Source organism: Bradyrhizobium arachidis, assembly GCF_015291705.1.
Lineage (GTDB): Bacteria > Pseudomonadota > Alphaproteobacteria > Rhizobiales > Xanthobacteraceae > Bradyrhizobium > Bradyrhizobium arachidis.
In genome coordinates this window covers 5,813,466-5,828,361 of record NZ_CP030050.1, presented here as the reverse complement: position 1 = coordinate 5,828,361, position 14,896 = coordinate 5,813,466, and the positions used below count along the sequence as shown (strand labels likewise).

The window sequence follows — 14,896 nt, the reverse complement described above, 5'->3', positions numbered from 1 at the left end:
GACCCGCGGGCAGCGACTTTGCGCCCCGGGTGAGCATCCCTGGCACGTCGATTATCGAACAAATCGGAAGATTTTCTAAAGCGACCCGAACAATGTTAATGATTGGCAAATGCGTCGCGATAGCCCGCGAGCACGCCATCGACCATCGCCTGCTGCGAGAAATGCGCGGAGATGCGCTCGCGCAGAGAGGATGCACGCTGTGCGGTTCCTTGTGGATCGTCCAGCGCGGCTGCAATTGCTTCCGCCATCGCTTCGGCATTGCTCGGCGCGAACAGCGCCGGACTGTCGGCACCAAAGATCTCGGGGATGCCGCCGACCCGGGCGGCGATCATGGGAATGCCGGCCGCTCCCGCTTCGATCACGACATAAGGCATGGAATCGCCGCGCGAAGGCACCACCAGCAGCCGGCCCTTGGAGAAGCCGTAGCGCGCTTTGACGTGGCCGATGAAGCGAATGGCACCGGCGAGGCCGAGCTTCTCGACCTGCGCTTTCAAGGTCGCCGTTTCCTCGCCATCGCCACCGAGCGTCAGCGTCACCTTCCTGCCGCCTGCATGCAGGCGCGCCACCGCATCGACCAGCAGATCTGCGCCCTTGATGTGCCTGAACTCGCCGACATAGGCGAGATCGGTGGCATCCTCCGCGGTGATAACAGGCTCGAACTCCTCCGACGTCACGCCGTTGAAGACGCAGTGCACCACGCCCTTGGGCGTGCCGACGATGCGCTGATAGGTGTTGCGGGCAAAGGCGCTCTCGAACAGGAACAGGTCCGTCGCATCCATCAGCGTGCGTTCCAGGCGTGCGTAGAATTCGCCCTTGAACGTGTGGAGAGGGTAATGCAGCGAGCCGCCATGCGGGGTGTAGATGCGAATGGTGTCGTCGGAGCGCCGCCGCATCCGGACGAAGGCGCCGGCCTTGGCGCCGTGACCGTGCATGACGTCGGGCTTGAGGCCGGCGATCAGGCGGCGCATCCGCAGCCACACCAGGAAATCATCCGGAGAAGGTTCGCGGCGGATTGCGAGCCGATGCACGCCGAGCTTGAGCCGCGGCGCGAGCTCGACAAGTGCCTTCTCGGCGCGCTCGCCGCCGGTGAGACTGTCGGCGAGAATGCCGACATGATGGCCGCGGTCAACCTGCCCGTTGGCGAGGTCGAGGATGTGGCGGAAGATGCCGCCGACGGGCGCGCGTACGGCGTGGAGGATGCGGAGCGGCCGGTCGGAAGAGGGGGGCATGATCAGAACCAGCGCTCGAAGGCGATGCTCGAACAATTCTCGAAATATCGAGATGGATTAAGAGCCCTCGTGGTTAACAAACGGTGTCGGGTGCAAGTCCGCCGGTCGCTGTGCGGCGCGATTAACCCAGCGGCAACCTTAATGGAGTGTAATCGCCGTGGTTGAGGTAGAGTCGCAGCATTGCCCTGCGGGAGTGTTCGATGCGTTTAGCGTTCTGGCGTGCCGGCAAGGACAAGGCTGTGATCGAGCGGGCTGTTTCGAAGCCCAAGACCGAACCTAAGGCTGGACCCAAGGAAGCCGAAGCCGCATCCGAGGTTGAAGCCACCCGGGTCGAAGCAAAGCCTGCGCCTGTTGCCCCGAAGCAGGCGCCTGTCGAATCCGGTGACATCGACCTGCACGCGCTTGGCGCGGCGCTGGCGCGCAAGCGCGGCTGGATCATCGTGCCGACGGTGCTCGCGCTCGTCGCCTCCATCGCCGCCGTCAATCTCGTCACGCCGCGCTACAAATCCGAGGCGCGCATCCTGATCGACGGCCGCGAGAACGTGTTCCTGCGGCCGAACAGCGACCGCACCGAGGAGCGGCAGGCGCTCGACGCCGAAGCCGTCACCAGCCAGGTGCAGCTCGTGCTGTCGCGCGAACTCGCGCGCGAGATCATCAAGAAGAACAAGCTTGCGGAGCGGCCCGAATTCGATCCGGTGCTGCAAGGCGTTTCGCCGCTGAAGTCACTGGCCGCGCTGGTCGGCATCGGCCGCGATCCGTTCTCGATGACGCCGGAAGAGCGCGTCCTCGACGCCTATTACGAGCGCCTGCAAGCCTATGCCGTCGACAAGTCGCGCGTCATCGTGGTCGAATTCCAGTCCGCCGATCCCGACCTTGCCGCGCGCGTCGCCAACTCGATCGCCGACGGCTATCTGGTGCTGCAGCAGGATGCGCGCCAGGATCAAGCCAAGAACGCGAGCCAGTGGTACGCCAGCAGGATCGACGAGCTGCGGCGGAACGTCGCCGAGGCCGAAGCCAAGGCCGAGGATTTCCGCTCCAAGTCGAGCCTGTTCGTCGGCACCAACAACACCACGCTGTCGAACCAGCAGATGGGCGAGGTCAACACCCAGCTCAACAATGCGCGCGCATTGAAGGCCGATGCCGAGGCCAAGGCGCGGCTGATCCGCGAGATGCTCCAGAGCGGCAAGCCGATCGAGGCCTCCGAGGTGCTGAACTCGGAATCGATTCGTGGGCCATCCCAGCAGCGCGTAGCCCTGCGGGCGCAATTGGCGGAGCAATCCTCGACGCTGCTCGGCAATCATCCGCGCATCAAGGAGCTGAAGGCGCAGCTTGCCGATCTCGACAACCAGATCCGCGACGAGGCCGCCAAGATCGCCCGCTCGCTGGAAAACGACGCGCGCTTCGCCAGCGGTCGGGTGCAGGAATTGTCGGCGAGCCTGGAGCAGCTCAAGAAGCAGGCGACCTCGACCAACGGTCAGGACGTACAGCTGCGTGCGCTCGAGCGCGAAGCCAAGGCGCAGCGCGACCTGCTCGAGACCTATCTCGCCAAATACCGCGAGGCCAACACCCGCGAGACCATCGACACCGCGCCGACCGACGGACGCATCATCTCGCGTGCCATCGTCTCGAACACGCCGGCCTATCCGAAGAAGCTGCCGATCGTGCTGATCGCGACGATCGCGACCTTGCTGCTGTCGTCCGGCGTCGTCGTCACCGGCGAGCTGCTGCGCCAGACCGCGCCGCGCGCAGTGGCGGCGGTCGTCCCGGCACCGACGCCGGTGCGCCAGGAGCGGGTGGTCGAGCCGGTCGTCGAACCGCTCGTCGATCCGGTCATGGCGGAGCCCGCGCCGCTCCAGCCGGAGATCACGGCCGATGCCGATGTCAGCGAGTTCGCCGAGATCGAGCATCTGGCGGAGCGCCTGCGCGCGGCTGGTGCTGCGGCCAAGAAAGTCACGGTGCTCGGCACCGCCTCGGGCGAAGCCATCACGCTGTCGACGTTGACGCTCGCCCGGCATCTGGCGCGCGACGCGCGGGTCGTCGTGGTCGATCTCGCCGGGGCGTCGCTGACCATCGCCGCCGTGTCCGTCGATACCACGGCACCTGGCCTTGCCGAGCTGATGCAGGGTGAAGCCTCGTTCGCGCAGGTCATCACCCGCGACAAGCTCTCGCGGCTGCACCTGGTCATGGCCGGCCGTCCCGGCTTCGACCGCAGCCTGCTGCAATCGCCGCGGGTGACGCTCGCGGTCGACGCGCTACTCCGTGCCTATGACCACGTGCTGCTCGACGCCGGTAGCGCTTCGGACCTGCCTGCGGAGCTGCTGACGGCGCATGCCCGCGCCGTCGTGGTGCCCGATGCGTCGATGGCGCAGGATGCGCGCACGCTGATGTGCGAGCAACTGAGGGGCGTCGGCTTCAGCGAGGTGACGATGCTGACTAGGCCGGTGCAGCCGTCAAACGCACCGGAAGCCCCGCGCGTCGTGGCGGCGTGACGTTCTTACCCTCTCCCCTTGTGGGAGAGGGTGGCTTCGCGAAAGCGAAGCCGGGTGAGGGGTTTCTCTCCTCACGAACAGTCTAGCGAGCGGAGAGATACCCCTCATCCGGCGCTTCGCGCCACCTTCTCCCCCAAGGGGAGAAGGGAAGAGAACTACCCGAACGCCTGCCGCAGCCGCCGGGCCAAATCAAACAGCATCTGGTTCTGCTTCACCAGCCGCTTGCCGCGGCTCAGCGAGGACATCGCCATCGCCGCGAGTTTGCCGCGCGAGGTCAGGGGAACGAAGCTGTCGAAGATGTCCTCATCGTCCTTGCAGAACATGCGCTTGTAGTCGTCCGAGCCGATGCCGAGATCGAGCGAACGGTAGCCGCGCTCGCCGTAGCGGTCGATGATGTAGCGCATCAGGATCAGCCCGGGGCTGTAGCGGGCGTGCTCGGACATCGTGTAGGTGTTGAACATCATCGAGAAGCGCTGGCCGTCGGCGACGCCGGCGAAGATCGCGATCACCTCGTCGTCGCATTCGATCGCGTGGATGTCGATGACACGGCCGTCGCCGCGCGGGGCGAGGCACGCGCTGCGGATGAATGCTTCGACGCCGGGCTCGGCGAAGACGTTGGGCAGCTTCTGCTCCGCCATCCGTGCCGGCTTGACGCGGAAGAACCAGTCGAGCAGGCGGGTGACGTCCGCGTCCGTGGTGGCAAGGTGATAGCGATAGCCCGCGAGCGCCTGGAGCTTCTTCTCCTTGCTCTTGAGACGGCGGCGGAAGGAGTTGCTGATCCGCGAGGTGGGCGGACCGCCGGGCTCCATCACCAGCAGCGGGCAGCCGTTGATTGCGCTCTGCCGCGGCAGAGCCGCAAACGGGTTCTGCTGGTCGTTCCAGCGCAGCGGCTGCTGCGTCAGCGAGAGCACATCGACATGCTCGCGCAGCGGCGCAAGCAGCGCGTCGAGGTCGGCGACGGTGGCCTGCACGGCAAATTCGGCGTTCCACAGGCCCATGTTGAACGTCGTATGCTTGCCGCCCATGAAGCAGGCCGTGCGCAGGCCGTGCCCCTGACGCAGCGAGAGCGGCAGCAGCAGCAGCGGCTGGCGATCGGCGTCGCGGGCAATGACGATGAAGGGGCGCGAGTCCTCGCAGCCGGCCAGGCGCTGCCACGGGCCCAGCAGGTCGAAGCGCTGATAGGGCGTGAAGAGGTGGTCGCTCTCCTCGAACGCGCGCCAGGCTATCTCGGCCTCGGCGAGATCGGTGATGATTTCGACATGCGCGATACGGCTCGCTTTCGACCGCGCTGGCGCTTCTGCCGTCCGGCTTTGCATCGCCGCAGCCATGGTCATTCGCGAAACCTGTCGAGAAACGAAAAATGCGTAATTCGGCCTGTGGCCGACCTTTGCAAAGAAATGTCAACAAAGGGTAATGACAATAGCTGCGGGAACGGGCCGCCGGCGAACGCGAAGGTGGGATATTGGCATCAGACGACAGATGGCTGGAGCGGCTGCGCCTCGAGCTGGCCTGGTTCACCGGCCAGGCTGCGCTGGGCAGCCGCGGCGCCGGCGCCATCCTGCGGTTTTCGCGCGTGCGGCCGCGGCGGCGCGGCGGATTCCAGCCGCTGCGAGAGGACGAGATCACGCCGCAATTCCTCGACCGCGCCATTCGCGCGCTGAAGCGGTGGCGCTATGACTTCCTCGGCATGGATGAGGTTTGCCGCCGTGCGGTGACGCTGCGGGAGAAGCGCCGCTTCGTGGCGCTCACCTTCGACGGCGCGCCCAAGGACCTCATCAGCTTCGCCTATCCGGTGCTGGCGCGCCACGCCGTTCCGTTCACCATCTATGTTCCGACCGCCTTTCCCGACGGTGTCGGAGAAGCCTGGTGGCTCGGCCTCGAGCAGGTGATCGCGCGCGAGAGCCGCATCAGCCTCATGATGGGCGAGAAGGAGCAGCGTTTCACCGTCACGGGCAATGCCGAGAAGCGGGCACTGTTTTCGTATCTTGAAGGCTGGCTGCGCTCGCTTTCGCCGGCGGAGCTGTCGGCGGCGATGGCCGATCTCTGCACGCGCTACCGGATCGATCTTGCCGCGCTCTCGCGCGAAGCGTCGATGGACTGGGAGGATCTGGCGAAGCTGGCTGCCGACCCGCTGGTGACGATCGGCAGCGCGACCGTGAACTATCCCGTTCTTGCCAACATGAAGGATGCAGCCGCGCTGCGCGAGATGACGATGGGCAAGGCCGTCGCGGAAGCTGCCTTTCGCAGCGACGTCAGGCATCTCGCCTTTCCGTTCGGCGACCGCTCGTCGTTCCGGCGCAGCCATGTCGTGATGGCGGAGGAGGCCGGTTTTGCCAGCGCTGTGTCGACGATCCCAGGCATCGTCGATGCGGAGGGCCGCACCAATCTGCGCGCGCTGCCGCGGATTTCCTGGGACGGGCGCGTGCGCTCACTGCGCATGTTGCGCGTGCTGATGTCGGGTGTCGCCTTTGCGCCGGTGAAACCGACGGGCAGCGTCACGAGCTCGACTTGACGCGATCGGGCCGCTGCATCCAGCTCACGATCGGCATCGCCGGCAGCACCCAGCCCATGCCGACCACCACGTAATAGATCGCCTGCCGCCAGCCGGACTCGGCGATCCATGGCATCTGCGCGGCCGCCATGCCGAGCAGGGCCCAGACGGTGGCGAGCACCAGGAGCAGGATGGCGCCGAAGAACTTGCGGGTGCGGATCGTCATGGCGGATGACTGCGGCTTTCGCGTAACTTGCACTGCGGAAGCGGGGGACTATAAGGGGCACGCAGTCCGGTTCAAGTCTCTTAGCTATAGACCTGGTTTAGCCCTTGAAATGACGCCGATTTCCGCCCCGTCCGAGCCGCATCGCGCCGTGCGCTGGTGGCTGATCTCCGTGGCCGCGCTGATCGCGCTGATGGTGCTGGTCGGCGGCGCGACGCGGCTGACGGAGTCCGGCCTGTCGATCGTCGAATGGAAACCGGTTACGGGCAGCATCCCGCCGCTCTCGGAGGCGCAGTGGACCGAGGCCTTCGAGGCCTACAAGAAGATCCCGCAATATCGCGAGCTCAACGCCGGCATGAGCCTGTCCGAGTTCAAGGAGATTTTCTGGTGGGAATGGAGCCACCGGTTGCTCGGTCGCTTCATCGGCATCGCCTATCTCCTGCCGTTCCTGTTCTTCCTGTGGCGGGGGGGCCTCTCCGGTGAGCTGAAGCGGAGGCTGTGGCTGCTGTTCGCGCTCGGCGGACTGCAGGGCGCGGTCGGCTGGTGGATGGTGGCCTCGGGCCTCACCGAACGCGTCGAGGTTTCGCAATATCGGCTGGCGACGCATCTGATGCTGGCGCTCTTGATCTTCGCCGGCATCGTCTGGACGGTGCGCCGGCTCAAAGAGCGCCCGCAGATCGCAGCGCCCACGCGGCTGCGTTTCACGAGCGCGCTGCTCCTCGTCGTGACTTTTGTGCAGATCTATTTCGGCGCGCTGGTTGCGGGCCTGCGCGCGGGCCGTGCCTACAACACTTGGCCGCAGATTGACGGTGCTTTCATCCCGTCTGCAGACCGGCTGTGGTTCGAGACGCCGTGGTGGCGCAACATGTTCGACAACGTGCTCACCGTGCAGTTCGAGCACCGCATGACGGCTTACGCGCTGTTCGTGCTGGCGGCGCTGCATGCGATCGACGCGGCGCGCTCGCGCGCAGGTGCAGCGGCGAGTGGCGCGCTGTTGCTTCTCGCGGCGGTGGGCCTGCAGGCGGTGCTCGGCATTCTCACGCTGCTTAATCAGGTGCCGATTGATCTCGCGCTTTCGCATCAGGCTGTTGCGATCGTGGTGCTCACACTCGCGGTGATACAGGTGGAGCGGCTCGCTTCGCGGCAGTCGACTGCGACGCAGCCGAGTGCGGTTCCGGTTAGCCAGGCAGGTTGATCAGCAATAGCCGTAGATGCCGCACGCATAGGGCAGCCGCCAGAAATAGCCGACCTGCGGTCCGCCGTAGTATGGGCCCTGATAATCGTAGCTCCAGGGGCGGCCGTAATAGCCCGGCAACGTGTTGGAGCCGGGCAGGAGCGGCGTGCCCGGCAGGTTGCGGATATAGCTGCCGATGCCGTACGCCGGCGAGATCAGCGCATCCGGATCGGTCTCGACATAGACCGTCGGCGGTTCCGGCGGCGGAGCGACGGCGCGCCGCTTCGGCGTGGCCGGCAAATCGGCGGCGACAGCGGCTGAAACCGTCAGCATCGCCGCGAGGGCAGGCAGCGTCCAGCGCAACATCGTCGGCTCCGAATCAAGGGGGGCGATCCTCGAACGATGTATGGGGCAGATATGGTTAATGACTGTTAACGGGGGCGATCGCCAAACAGCGCGGCCGTCATTCCGGGGCGGTGCGAAGCACCGAACCCGGAATCTCGAGATTCCGGGTCTGGTCCTTCGGACCATCCCGGTCGGAATGACAGCGGAAAACTAGGCCCCCAGCGCCTGCTCCAGGTCCGCGATCAGATCTTCCTTGTCCTCGATGCCGATCGAGAGCCGCACCACGTCGGGACCGGCGCCGGACTTGACCTTGGCGGCGTCGTCGAGCTGGCTGTGCGTGGTCGAGGCCGGGTGGATGACGAGCGAGCGGGTGTCGCCGACATTGGCGAGGTGCGAGAACAGCTGCAGTTTCGACACCAGGCTGACGCCGGCGTCATAGCCGCCCTTGAGGCTGAAGGTGAACACCGCGCCCGCGCCCCGCGGCGCGTATTTGCGCGCGAGCTGGTTGTACTTGTCGCTCGGCAGGCCCGCATAGCTCACCGAGGCCACCGCCGGATGGCCGGCGAGGAATTCGGCGACCGCCTTGGCGTTGTCGCAGTGCTTCTGCATGCGCAGCGGCAGCGTCTCGATGCCGGTGAGGATCATGAAGGCATTGAAGGGCGAGAGCGCCGGCCCGAGATCGCGCAGACCCAGCACGCGGCAGGCGATCGCGAAGGCGAAATTGCCAAAGGTCTCCTGAAGGCGGATGCCGTGATATTCCGGCCGCGGTTCCGACAGCATCGGATATTTGCCGCCGGTCGACCAGTCGAACGTGCCGGCATCGACGATGATGCCGCCGAGCGAGTTGCCGTGGCCGCCCAGAAACTTCGTCAGCGAGTGCACGACGATGTCGGCGCCGTGGTCGATCGGGCGGATCAGATAGGGTGAGGCCAGCGTGTTGTCGACGATCAACGGAACGCCCGCCTTGCGGGCGACCGTCGAGATCGCCTCGATGTCGGTGATGCTGCCGGCGGGATTGGCGATGGACTCGATGAAGATCGCCTTGGTGCGCGGCGTCACCGCGCGCTCGAAGCTTGCGATGTCATCGGGATCGGCCCACACCACGTTCCAGCCAAAGCTCTTGAACGCATGCGTGAACTGGTTGATCGAGCCACCATAGAGTTTTCGCGCAGCGATGAATTCGTCGCCGGGCTGGAGCAGCTGCTGCAGCACCACGACCTGCGCGGCATGGCCCGAGGCGACCGCGAGCGCGGCGGTGCCGCCTTCGAGCGCGGCGACGCGCTCTTCCAGCACCGCGTTGGTGGGGTTGCCGATGCGGGTGTAGATATTGCCGAATGCCTGCAGGCCGAACAGCGAGGCGGCATGGTCGGCGTCATTGAAGACGAAAGACGTGGTTTGATAAATCGGAGTCGCGCGCGCACCGGTGGTCGGATCGGGCTGTGCACCGGCATGCACGGCGAGGGTTGAAAATCCCGGAAGGCGATCGCTCATTGAGGGCGTCCTGTTCTTGTGGTCTGAAATCGCGCGGCATGCTGATGGCCGCCGTGGCTGCCGTCAAGCTGCCGCTTCACATCAGAATGATTTGGGCATGATCTTGCTACGCATTGTCGCGTTCGCGAAAGGAATCCTTCGCGATTGTCTCAGCTTTGCTCGGTCTTGTTTTTGGCCGCGCGATCGGAGGCCGCGGTGTCGCCGCCGCCGACACTCATCCGATTGAGGGAGAGCCGCATGCCTTGCGTCGGCGCCGGCGGACGCTTGGAGCTGAGCGTGCGCGAATTCACGCCCATCCAGGAAATCTCCGATGACAAACGGCCATATTCGATCTTGGGGCAGCGATTCATCACGACCTTGATCCCGGCCGCTTCCGCCTTTTCTGCGGCGGCGTCATCGCGTGCGCCAAGCTGCATCCAGATCACCTTCGGCAGCGGATCGAGCGTCAGCGCCTCGTCGACGACAGGCATGATGTGGCTGGAATTGCGGAAGATGTCGATCATGTCGACGGGGCGTCCGATGTCGGAGAGCGAGGCAACGAAGGGTTTTCCGAGCAGCTCCTTGCCGACATGGCCCGGATTGATCGGGATCATGTCGTAGCCGCGTTGGGCCAGATATTTGAACGCGAAATAGCTCGGCCGCACATTGACCGGCGAGGCGCCGACCATCGCGATCGACTTCACGCTGTTGAGGATGCTGCGGATGTAATTGTCGGGATAGGCGTCGTGGTTCATGTGATCCTTCATTCGTCATTCCGGGGCGGTGCGCAGCATCGAACTATGGTGCGCAATGGCGCACCTGAGAATCTCGAGATTCCGGGTCGGCTCTTCGAGCCGCCGGAATGACTGCGCAACAAATCACTCATCCCGCCATATCGGCTCGCGTTTCTCGATGAACGCGCCGATGCCTTCCTCGGCATCACGCGCCATCATGTTCTCGGTCATCACCTCTGCGGCATAGCGATAGGCGTCCGCAAGGCTCATCTCGGCCTGGCGGTAGAATGCTTCCTTGCCGAGCTTGACGGTGTAGGCGGACTTCAACGCGACCTGCTGCGCAAGCTCGATCGCGGCGCCGAGCTCGGTGCCGGCGGGCACCACGCGGTTGACGAGGCCGATTTCGCGGGCACGGTCGGCGGTAACAGGCTCACCCGTGAGCAGCATCTCCATCGCCTGCTTGCGCGGGACGTTGCGCGACAGCGCCACCATCGGCGTCGAGCAGAACAGGCCGATGTCGACGCCGGGCGTTGCGAACTTCGCATCCTCCGAGGCGATCGCGAGGTCGCAGCTTGCCACAAGCTGGCAGCCAGCCGCGGTCGCGATGCCCTGGACGGACGCGATCACGGGCTTGGGCAGATGCACGACCGCCTGCATCATCGCGCTGCAGGCGTTCATCATCTCGGCGAAGAAGGCGCGGCCGCGATCCGGGTCGGTGCGGCGCGCGGTCAGCTCCTTCATGTCGTGGCCGGCGGAGAAGGCGGGGCCATTGGCGGCGATGACCACGCCGCGGATGGCCTTGTCGTCGCGGATCTCGTTGAGCTCGGCGTGCAGGGTGGCGATCATCGCCGCGGACAGGCTGTTGCGGGCGGCCGGACGGTTCAGCGTCAGGACCGCGATGGGGCCGACGGTCTCGCGCAGCAGGATCGGCGGGTGCGGGGAGGGCGTGCGGGCGGCCTGAACGGACATTGACGCGGTTTCCGTTGGATGATTGCAATGGGATGACGCAGATAACTTAATGTAACAGGGCAAGTGAAGCGAGGGTGTGGAACAGCATGGCGGCAGCGAAAATGACCGTGGCGGAGGTCGAGCAGTTTCTCCGCGACGAGTTTCCCCAGGCCTTCAGCGGCGACGACATCACGATCGAGAGCGCGGATGGCCAGACCTGCCTGTTACGCCAGCGTTTCAGCGAAAGGATGCTGCGGCCGGGCGGAACCGTGTCCGGCCCGACGCTGATGGCGCTGGCCGATTTCGCCATGTACGTGGTGCTCCTGTCCGCGATCGGACCGATCGGGCTCGCCGTGACCACCAATCTCAACATCAACTTCCTGCGCAAAGGCCAGCCCGGGCAGGACGTGCTGGCGGAAGCCCGGCTGCTCAAGCTCGGCAAGCGCCTGGCCGTCGGGGAGGTGAACCTGTTGTCCGGGACCTCAGCCGACCCGATTGCCCATGTCACCTCGACCTATTCCATTCCAAATGTTTGACCTTTTCGCAGGTAATATAGCACCATATTTTTAAGATATTGATTTTACATAGGTAATTTACGACTTCGGGCGTTGACCGTTGCGCCGCTCTTCTCTAGAAACGCGCGCAGTCCGGTGCGGTGTTCGCGCCGATGCTCCCCGTCCACGGAAACTCTGACATGAAAACCTTTTCGGCAAAGCCGGCTGAGGTGACGAAGAAGTGGGTGCTGATCGACGCCAAGGGTCTGGTCGTCGGCCGCCTCGCCACCATCGTTGCCATGCGCCTGCGCGGCAAGCACCTCCCGACCTACACCCCGCACGTTGATTGCGGCGACAACGTCATCATCATCAACGCGCAGCATGCGGTCCTCACCGGTCGCAAGCGCGAGCAGAAGACCTACTACAAGCACACCGGCTATGTCGGCCACGTCAAGGAGCGCACCGCGCGCCAGATCCTCGAGGGCAAGCATCCCGAGCGCGTGCTCGAGAAGGCCGTCGAGCGCATGATCCCGCGTGGTCCGCTCGGCCGCGTGCAGATGGGCAACCTCCGTGTCTACGGCGGCGCCGATCATCCGCACGAGGCGCAGCAGCCCGAGAAGATCGACATCGCCAAGTTGAACCGCAAGAACACGAGGGCCGCATAACATGGCCGAATCCATCCAGTCGCTCGACCAGCTCTCGCAGCTCAAGACGGCGGCCGCGCCCGAGGCGCCCAAGCACGAGAAGAAGGTCGACAAGTTCAACCGCGCCTACGCCACCGGCAAGCGCAAGGACGCGGTCGCCCGCGTCTGGATCAAGCCGGGCGCCGGCAAGGTCACCGTCAACGCGCGTGAGGTCGAGGTCTATTTCGCCCGTCCCGTGCTGCGCATGATGATCGAGCAGCCGTTCTCGGTGGCCCAGCGTTCCGGCCAGTACGACGTGATCTGCACCGTCGCCGGCGGCGGTCTGTCCGGCCAAGCCGGTGCCGTCCGTCACGGCATCTCCAAGGCGCTCACCTATTTCGAGCCGGAGCTGCGCTCCGTGCTCAAGAAGGGCGGCTTCCTCACCCGCGACTCGCGCGTGGTCGAGCGTAAGAAGTACGGCAAGGCCAAGGCCCGCCGGTCCTTCCAGTTCTCGAAGCGTTAATCGCTTCGGTCACATTCGCCGCGAAAGCGGCTTCAATGAGATGCAAAAGGGCGCTGATTTCAGCGCCCTTTTTGTTGTTCGTTTGTACGCAAATTGATGGCGTGTTTCCCGAAAACTTGGGCTCGCGCGAAAACCTGAATGGAACTCGCGGGACATAGCGTCGCATTCGGAAGGGCGCGCAAATCGGATGTGCCGATCGCGTAACTGCTATGTTTTCAAGGGGGCCGACATGATGTCGCTCGATAGCATCACGCTCTATTTGGTTGCCACCATGGTTGCCGCACTGCTCGGCGCCATGATGGTATTCTTTGGCAGGCAGGAGAACAGTCCTGCGCTGAAATGGTGGGGCACCGCCTATCTGCTCGGTGCCGCCTCCGTCGCGCTATGGACCGCGGCCGGCGACAAGCTCGGGCCGCATCTCTATCTGGCGTTAAATGCGGTCGGCTTTGTCGCCTGCGGCATGGTGTGGAATGCCGCGCGCGTCTTCCACGGCCGCAAGCCGAATTGGCCGGGCCTCCTCATCGGCGCGCTCGCCTGGGTCGCTGCCGTCTCGCTGCTCGATCCCGCAGCGTCCATGCTGCGCATGATTGTCGGCGCCGCCATCGTCTCGGTCTATGCGGCGCTGACCGCGAGCGAGCTCTGGGTCGAGCGGCGCAAGAGCCTGCAACGGCGCTGGCCGGCCTTCGTGGTGCCGGTGATGCACGGCTGCGTCTTGATGCTGCCGATCCTGCTCGGCAGCTTCCTGCGCCCGCACGATGCCGGCTTCTCCAGTAGCATCTGGGTCACCGTGTTCGCAGTCGAGCTGATCCTCTATGCCGTCGGCACCGTGTTCGTGATCTTCATGCTGGTGTCCGAGCGCACGGTGACGGCGCACCGCACTGCCGCCTCCACTGATCCCTTGACCGGCATGCTCAACCGCCGCGGCTTCTCGGAAGCCTGCGGACGCGTGATCGAGCGCGAGGCCAAGGCCGGCCGTCCCGTGACCGTGATGATCTTCGACATCGACCATTTCAAGTCGATCAACGACCGCTTCGGCCATCCCGCCGGCGACGAGATGCTGAAACTGTTCTCAACCGTGGTCATCAGCAACTTGCGCATCTCCGACCTGTCGGGCCGCATCGGCGGCGAGGAGTTCGCCGCACTGCTGCCGTGCTCGCTCGAGGAGGGCGTGCTGGTCGCCGAGCGCGTGCGCGAAGCGTTCGAGACCTCCGGCGTCGTCGTCGATGAAGGCCCGGTCGACACCACTGTCAGCATCGGCGTTGCGGGCGGCCCGGCCGGCACCGAACTCGAGGTGCTGCTGGCCTCGGCCGACACTGCGCTCTACCAGGCCAAGCGCGGCGGCCGTAACCGCGTCGAGGCGGCGGAGGAGCTGCCGCTGTCGCTGGAGAACTGGCGCCGCCAGAGTGCTGCGCGGACCGGCGCGCAGCAAGCGCGTCCGGCCACCGCCTGAAGCGCGGGAGGGGCTGCGGTAAGCCTCTGTTTACCATTCGATCCCTACCATCGCGGTCATGGAATCGATCCCCCGACAGAACCCGCAGGCTGCCCTGATGTCGCTCGAAGCCGCCGCAAGCTCGGCGCGCGGCGGCTTCGCCTGCCTGTTCTCCACGGCGGATGAATACGAGAGCGCGCTGATCAACGAGCGGCGCGCGCAGGGGCGCTACACGCAAGGGCGCAGCTACTGGCCGGTCGCGCTGTTTATCGGCTGCACGCTCATCGTGGCAGGCACCGCGCTGCTGTTCGCCTGAGAGCGACGCATTTTTGGCCGGGCAGGGCGCCGTTTCGGCGCCTTTTTCTTTGCCTCGGTCTGCGGTAGACACGCCCATCAAACAAAGAAGGGTGGAAACCGATGGTCACCGAGATCGCGCAAATCGACGTCAAGCCGGGCAGCGAGAAGGACTTTGAGGCCGCCGTCGCCAAGGCCAAGGCCGCCTTCGGCCGCTCCAATGGCTTTTGCGGTTTCGAGCTGCACAAGTCGATCGAGAAGCCGCAGCGCTACCGGTTGATGGTGAAGTGGGCGACGCTGGAGAATCACACCGTCGATTTCCGCGGCTCGGAGAATTTCACCGAGTGGCGCGGCCTCGTCGGCCAGTATTTTGCCGCGCCCCCGGAAGTCGAGCACACCGAGACCGTGCTGACGACCTGAGCGACTTCAA

The 14,896-nt window shown here is 65.1% G+C and carries 16 protein-coding genes; 9 read left to right on the top strand and 7 right to left on the bottom strand.

Going from position 1 to position 14,896, the window contains the following annotated elements; genetic code table 11:
• Positions 1–95: 95 nt before the first annotated feature.
• Entirely contained in the window at positions 96–1,229 is a 1,134-nt protein-coding gene (locus WN72_RS27240; protein WP_027559541.1) for a glycosyltransferase family 4 protein, read from the bottom strand.
• Between the two features lie 200 nt (positions 1,230–1,429).
• On the opposite strand from WN72_RS27240, the gene WN72_RS27235 reads away from it, so the two are divergent.
• Complete coding sequence (locus tag WN72_RS27235; RefSeq protein ID WP_092213903.1) at positions 1,430–3,718, top strand: GumC family protein; 2,289 nt, start codon at positions 1,430–1,432, stop codon at positions 3,716–3,718.
• Positions 3,719–3,873: 155 nt separating this feature from the next.
• Here the strand turns inward: WN72_RS27235 and WN72_RS27230 are convergent, their stop codons facing one another.
• The gene (locus WN72_RS27230; protein ID WP_092213905.1) at positions 3,874–5,052 is read right to left on the bottom strand and encodes a GNAT family N-acetyltransferase; all 1,179 of its coding nucleotides are present in this window, start codon (positions 5,050–5,052) and stop codon (positions 3,874–3,876) included.
• Between the two features lie 128 nt (positions 5,053–5,180).
• On the opposite strand from WN72_RS27230, the gene WN72_RS27225 reads away from it, so the two are divergent.
• Positions 5,181–6,230, top strand: coding sequence for a polysaccharide deacetylase family protein (locus tag WN72_RS27225; RefSeq protein WP_092213907.1), 1,050 nt, complete (start codon positions 5,181–5,183; stop codon positions 6,228–6,230).
• Here the strand turns inward: WN72_RS27225 and WN72_RS27220 are convergent.
• Positions 6,214–6,435, bottom strand: coding sequence for a DUF2842 domain-containing protein (locus tag WN72_RS27220; protein WP_092213909.1), 222 nt, complete (start codon positions 6,433–6,435; stop codon positions 6,214–6,216). The genes WN72_RS27225 and WN72_RS27220 overlap by 17 nt on opposite strands.
• A 109-nt stretch (positions 6,436–6,544) precedes the next feature.
• Between WN72_RS27220 and WN72_RS27215 the strand changes: the two genes are divergently transcribed.
• Positions 6,545–7,627: a COX15/CtaA family protein gene (locus WN72_RS27215; protein WP_092213912.1), complete on the top strand. Its 1,083-nt coding sequence runs from the start codon at positions 6,545–6,547 to the stop codon at positions 7,625–7,627.
• On the opposite strand, the gene WN72_RS27210 is transcribed toward WN72_RS27215, so the two are convergent.
• The 4 genes from WN72_RS27210 to WN72_RS27195 form a co-directional block, all read right to left on the bottom strand.
• On the bottom strand, positions 7,628–7,972 hold the full coding sequence (locus WN72_RS27210; RefSeq protein WP_027559535.1) for a hypothetical protein: 345 nt from the start codon (positions 7,970–7,972) through the stop codon (positions 7,628–7,630). It abuts the gene before it with no gap.
• A 189-nt stretch (positions 7,973–8,161) separates the two neighbouring features.
• Positions 8,162–9,442, bottom strand: coding sequence for an O-acetylhomoserine aminocarboxypropyltransferase (locus WN72_RS27205; protein WP_027559534.1), 1,281 nt, complete (start codon positions 9,440–9,442; stop codon positions 8,162–8,164).
• 149 nt (positions 9,443–9,591) lie between these two features.
• Positions 9,592–10,176 carry a CoA-binding protein gene (locus tag WN72_RS27200; RefSeq protein WP_027559533.1) on the bottom strand — a complete coding sequence of 195 codons (585 nt, stop codon included), beginning with the start codon at positions 10,174–10,176 and terminating at the stop codon, positions 9,592–9,594.
• 123 nt (positions 10,177–10,299) lie between these two features.
• Positions 10,300–11,124, bottom strand: coding sequence for an enoyl-CoA hydratase (locus tag WN72_RS27195; RefSeq protein ID WP_167380688.1), 825 nt, complete (start codon positions 11,122–11,124; stop codon positions 10,300–10,302).
• Between the two features lie 86 nt (positions 11,125–11,210).
• Between WN72_RS27195 and WN72_RS27190 the strand changes: the two genes are divergently transcribed.
• The 6 genes from WN72_RS27190 (at position 11,211) to WN72_RS27165 (ending at position 14,886) form a co-directional block, all read left to right on the top strand.
• Entirely contained in the window at positions 11,211–11,639 is a 429-nt protein-coding gene (locus WN72_RS27190) for a PaaI family thioesterase (protein WP_027559531.1), read from the top strand.
• Positions 11,640–11,797: 158 nt separating this feature from the next.
• Positions 11,798–12,262: a 50S ribosomal protein L13 gene (gene rplM, locus WN72_RS27185; RefSeq protein ID WP_011087726.1), complete on the top strand. Its 465-nt coding sequence runs from the start codon at positions 11,798–11,800 to the stop codon at positions 12,260–12,262.
• A 1-nt stretch (position 12,263) separates the two neighbouring features.
• Positions 12,264–12,743 (top strand): 30S ribosomal protein S9, encoded by a 480-nt coding sequence (gene rpsI / locus WN72_RS27180; protein WP_027559530.1) that lies wholly within the window; start codon positions 12,264–12,266, stop codon positions 12,741–12,743.
• Positions 12,744–12,972: 229 nt separating this feature from the next.
• Positions 12,973–14,193, top strand: coding sequence for a GGDEF domain-containing protein (locus tag WN72_RS27175; RefSeq protein WP_027559529.1), 1,221 nt, complete (start codon positions 12,973–12,975; stop codon positions 14,191–14,193).
• Between the two features lie 58 nt (positions 14,194–14,251).
• Positions 14,252–14,488, top strand: a complete 237-nt coding sequence (locus tag WN72_RS27170) for a hypothetical protein (protein ID WP_027559528.1) — start codon at positions 14,252–14,254, stop codon at positions 14,486–14,488.
• 101 nt (positions 14,489–14,589) lie between these two features.
• Positions 14,590–14,886, top strand: coding sequence for an antibiotic biosynthesis monooxygenase family protein (locus tag WN72_RS27165; RefSeq protein WP_027559527.1), 297 nt, complete (start codon positions 14,590–14,592; stop codon positions 14,884–14,886).
• The last annotated feature ends 10 nt before the right edge of the window (positions 14,887–14,896 follow it).

What these genes read in the sequence shown, in the direction of transcription:
- WN72_RS27195 (WP_167380688.1), bottom strand. Translation starts at nt 11,124, where the DNA reads ATGTCCGTTCAGGCCGCCCGCACGCCCTCCCCGCACCCGCCGATCCTG.
- WN72_RS27230 (WP_092213905.1), bottom strand. Translation starts at nt 5,052, where the DNA reads ATGACCATGGCTGCGGCGATGCAAAGCCGGACGGCAGAAGCGCCAGCG.
- rplM (WP_011087726.1), top strand. Translation starts at nt 11,798, where the DNA reads ATGAAAACCTTTTCGGCAAAGCCGGCTGAGGTGACGAAGAAGTGGGTG.
- WN72_RS27175 (WP_027559529.1), top strand. Translation starts at nt 12,973, where the DNA reads ATGATGTCGCTCGATAGCATCACGCTCTATTTGGTTGCCACCATGGTT.
- rpsI (WP_027559530.1), top strand. Translation starts at nt 12,264, where the DNA reads ATGGCCGAATCCATCCAGTCGCTCGACCAGCTCTCGCAGCTCAAGACG.
- WN72_RS27190 (WP_027559531.1), top strand. Translation starts at nt 11,211, where the DNA reads ATGGCGGCAGCGAAAATGACCGTGGCGGAGGTCGAGCAGTTTCTCCGC.
- WN72_RS27165 (WP_027559527.1), top strand. Translation starts at nt 14,590, where the DNA reads ATGGTCACCGAGATCGCGCAAATCGACGTCAAGCCGGGCAGCGAGAAG.
- WN72_RS27240 (WP_027559541.1), bottom strand. Translation starts at nt 1,229, where the DNA reads ATGCCCCCCTCTTCCGACCGGCCGCTCCGCATCCTCCACGCCGTACGC.
- WN72_RS27215 (WP_092213912.1), top strand. Translation starts at nt 6,545, where the DNA reads ATGACGCCGATTTCCGCCCCGTCCGAGCCGCATCGCGCCGTGCGCTGG.
- WN72_RS27200 (WP_027559533.1), bottom strand. Translation starts at nt 10,176, where the DNA reads ATGAACCACGACGCCTATCCCGACAATTACATCCGCAGCATCCTCAAC.
- WN72_RS27205 (WP_027559534.1), bottom strand. Translation starts at nt 9,442, where the DNA reads ATGAGCGATCGCCTTCCGGGATTTTCAACCCTCGCCGTGCATGCCGGT.
- WN72_RS27235 (WP_092213903.1), top strand. Translation starts at nt 1,430, where the DNA reads ATGCGTTTAGCGTTCTGGCGTGCCGGCAAGGACAAGGCTGTGATCGAG.
- WN72_RS27170 (WP_027559528.1), top strand. Translation starts at nt 14,252, where the DNA reads ATGGAATCGATCCCCCGACAGAACCCGCAGGCTGCCCTGATGTCGCTC.
- WN72_RS27210 (WP_027559535.1), bottom strand. Translation starts at nt 7,972, where the DNA reads ATGTTGCGCTGGACGCTGCCTGCCCTCGCGGCGATGCTGACGGTTTCA.
- WN72_RS27220 (WP_092213909.1), bottom strand. Translation starts at nt 6,435, where the DNA reads ATGACGATCCGCACCCGCAAGTTCTTCGGCGCCATCCTGCTCCTGGTG.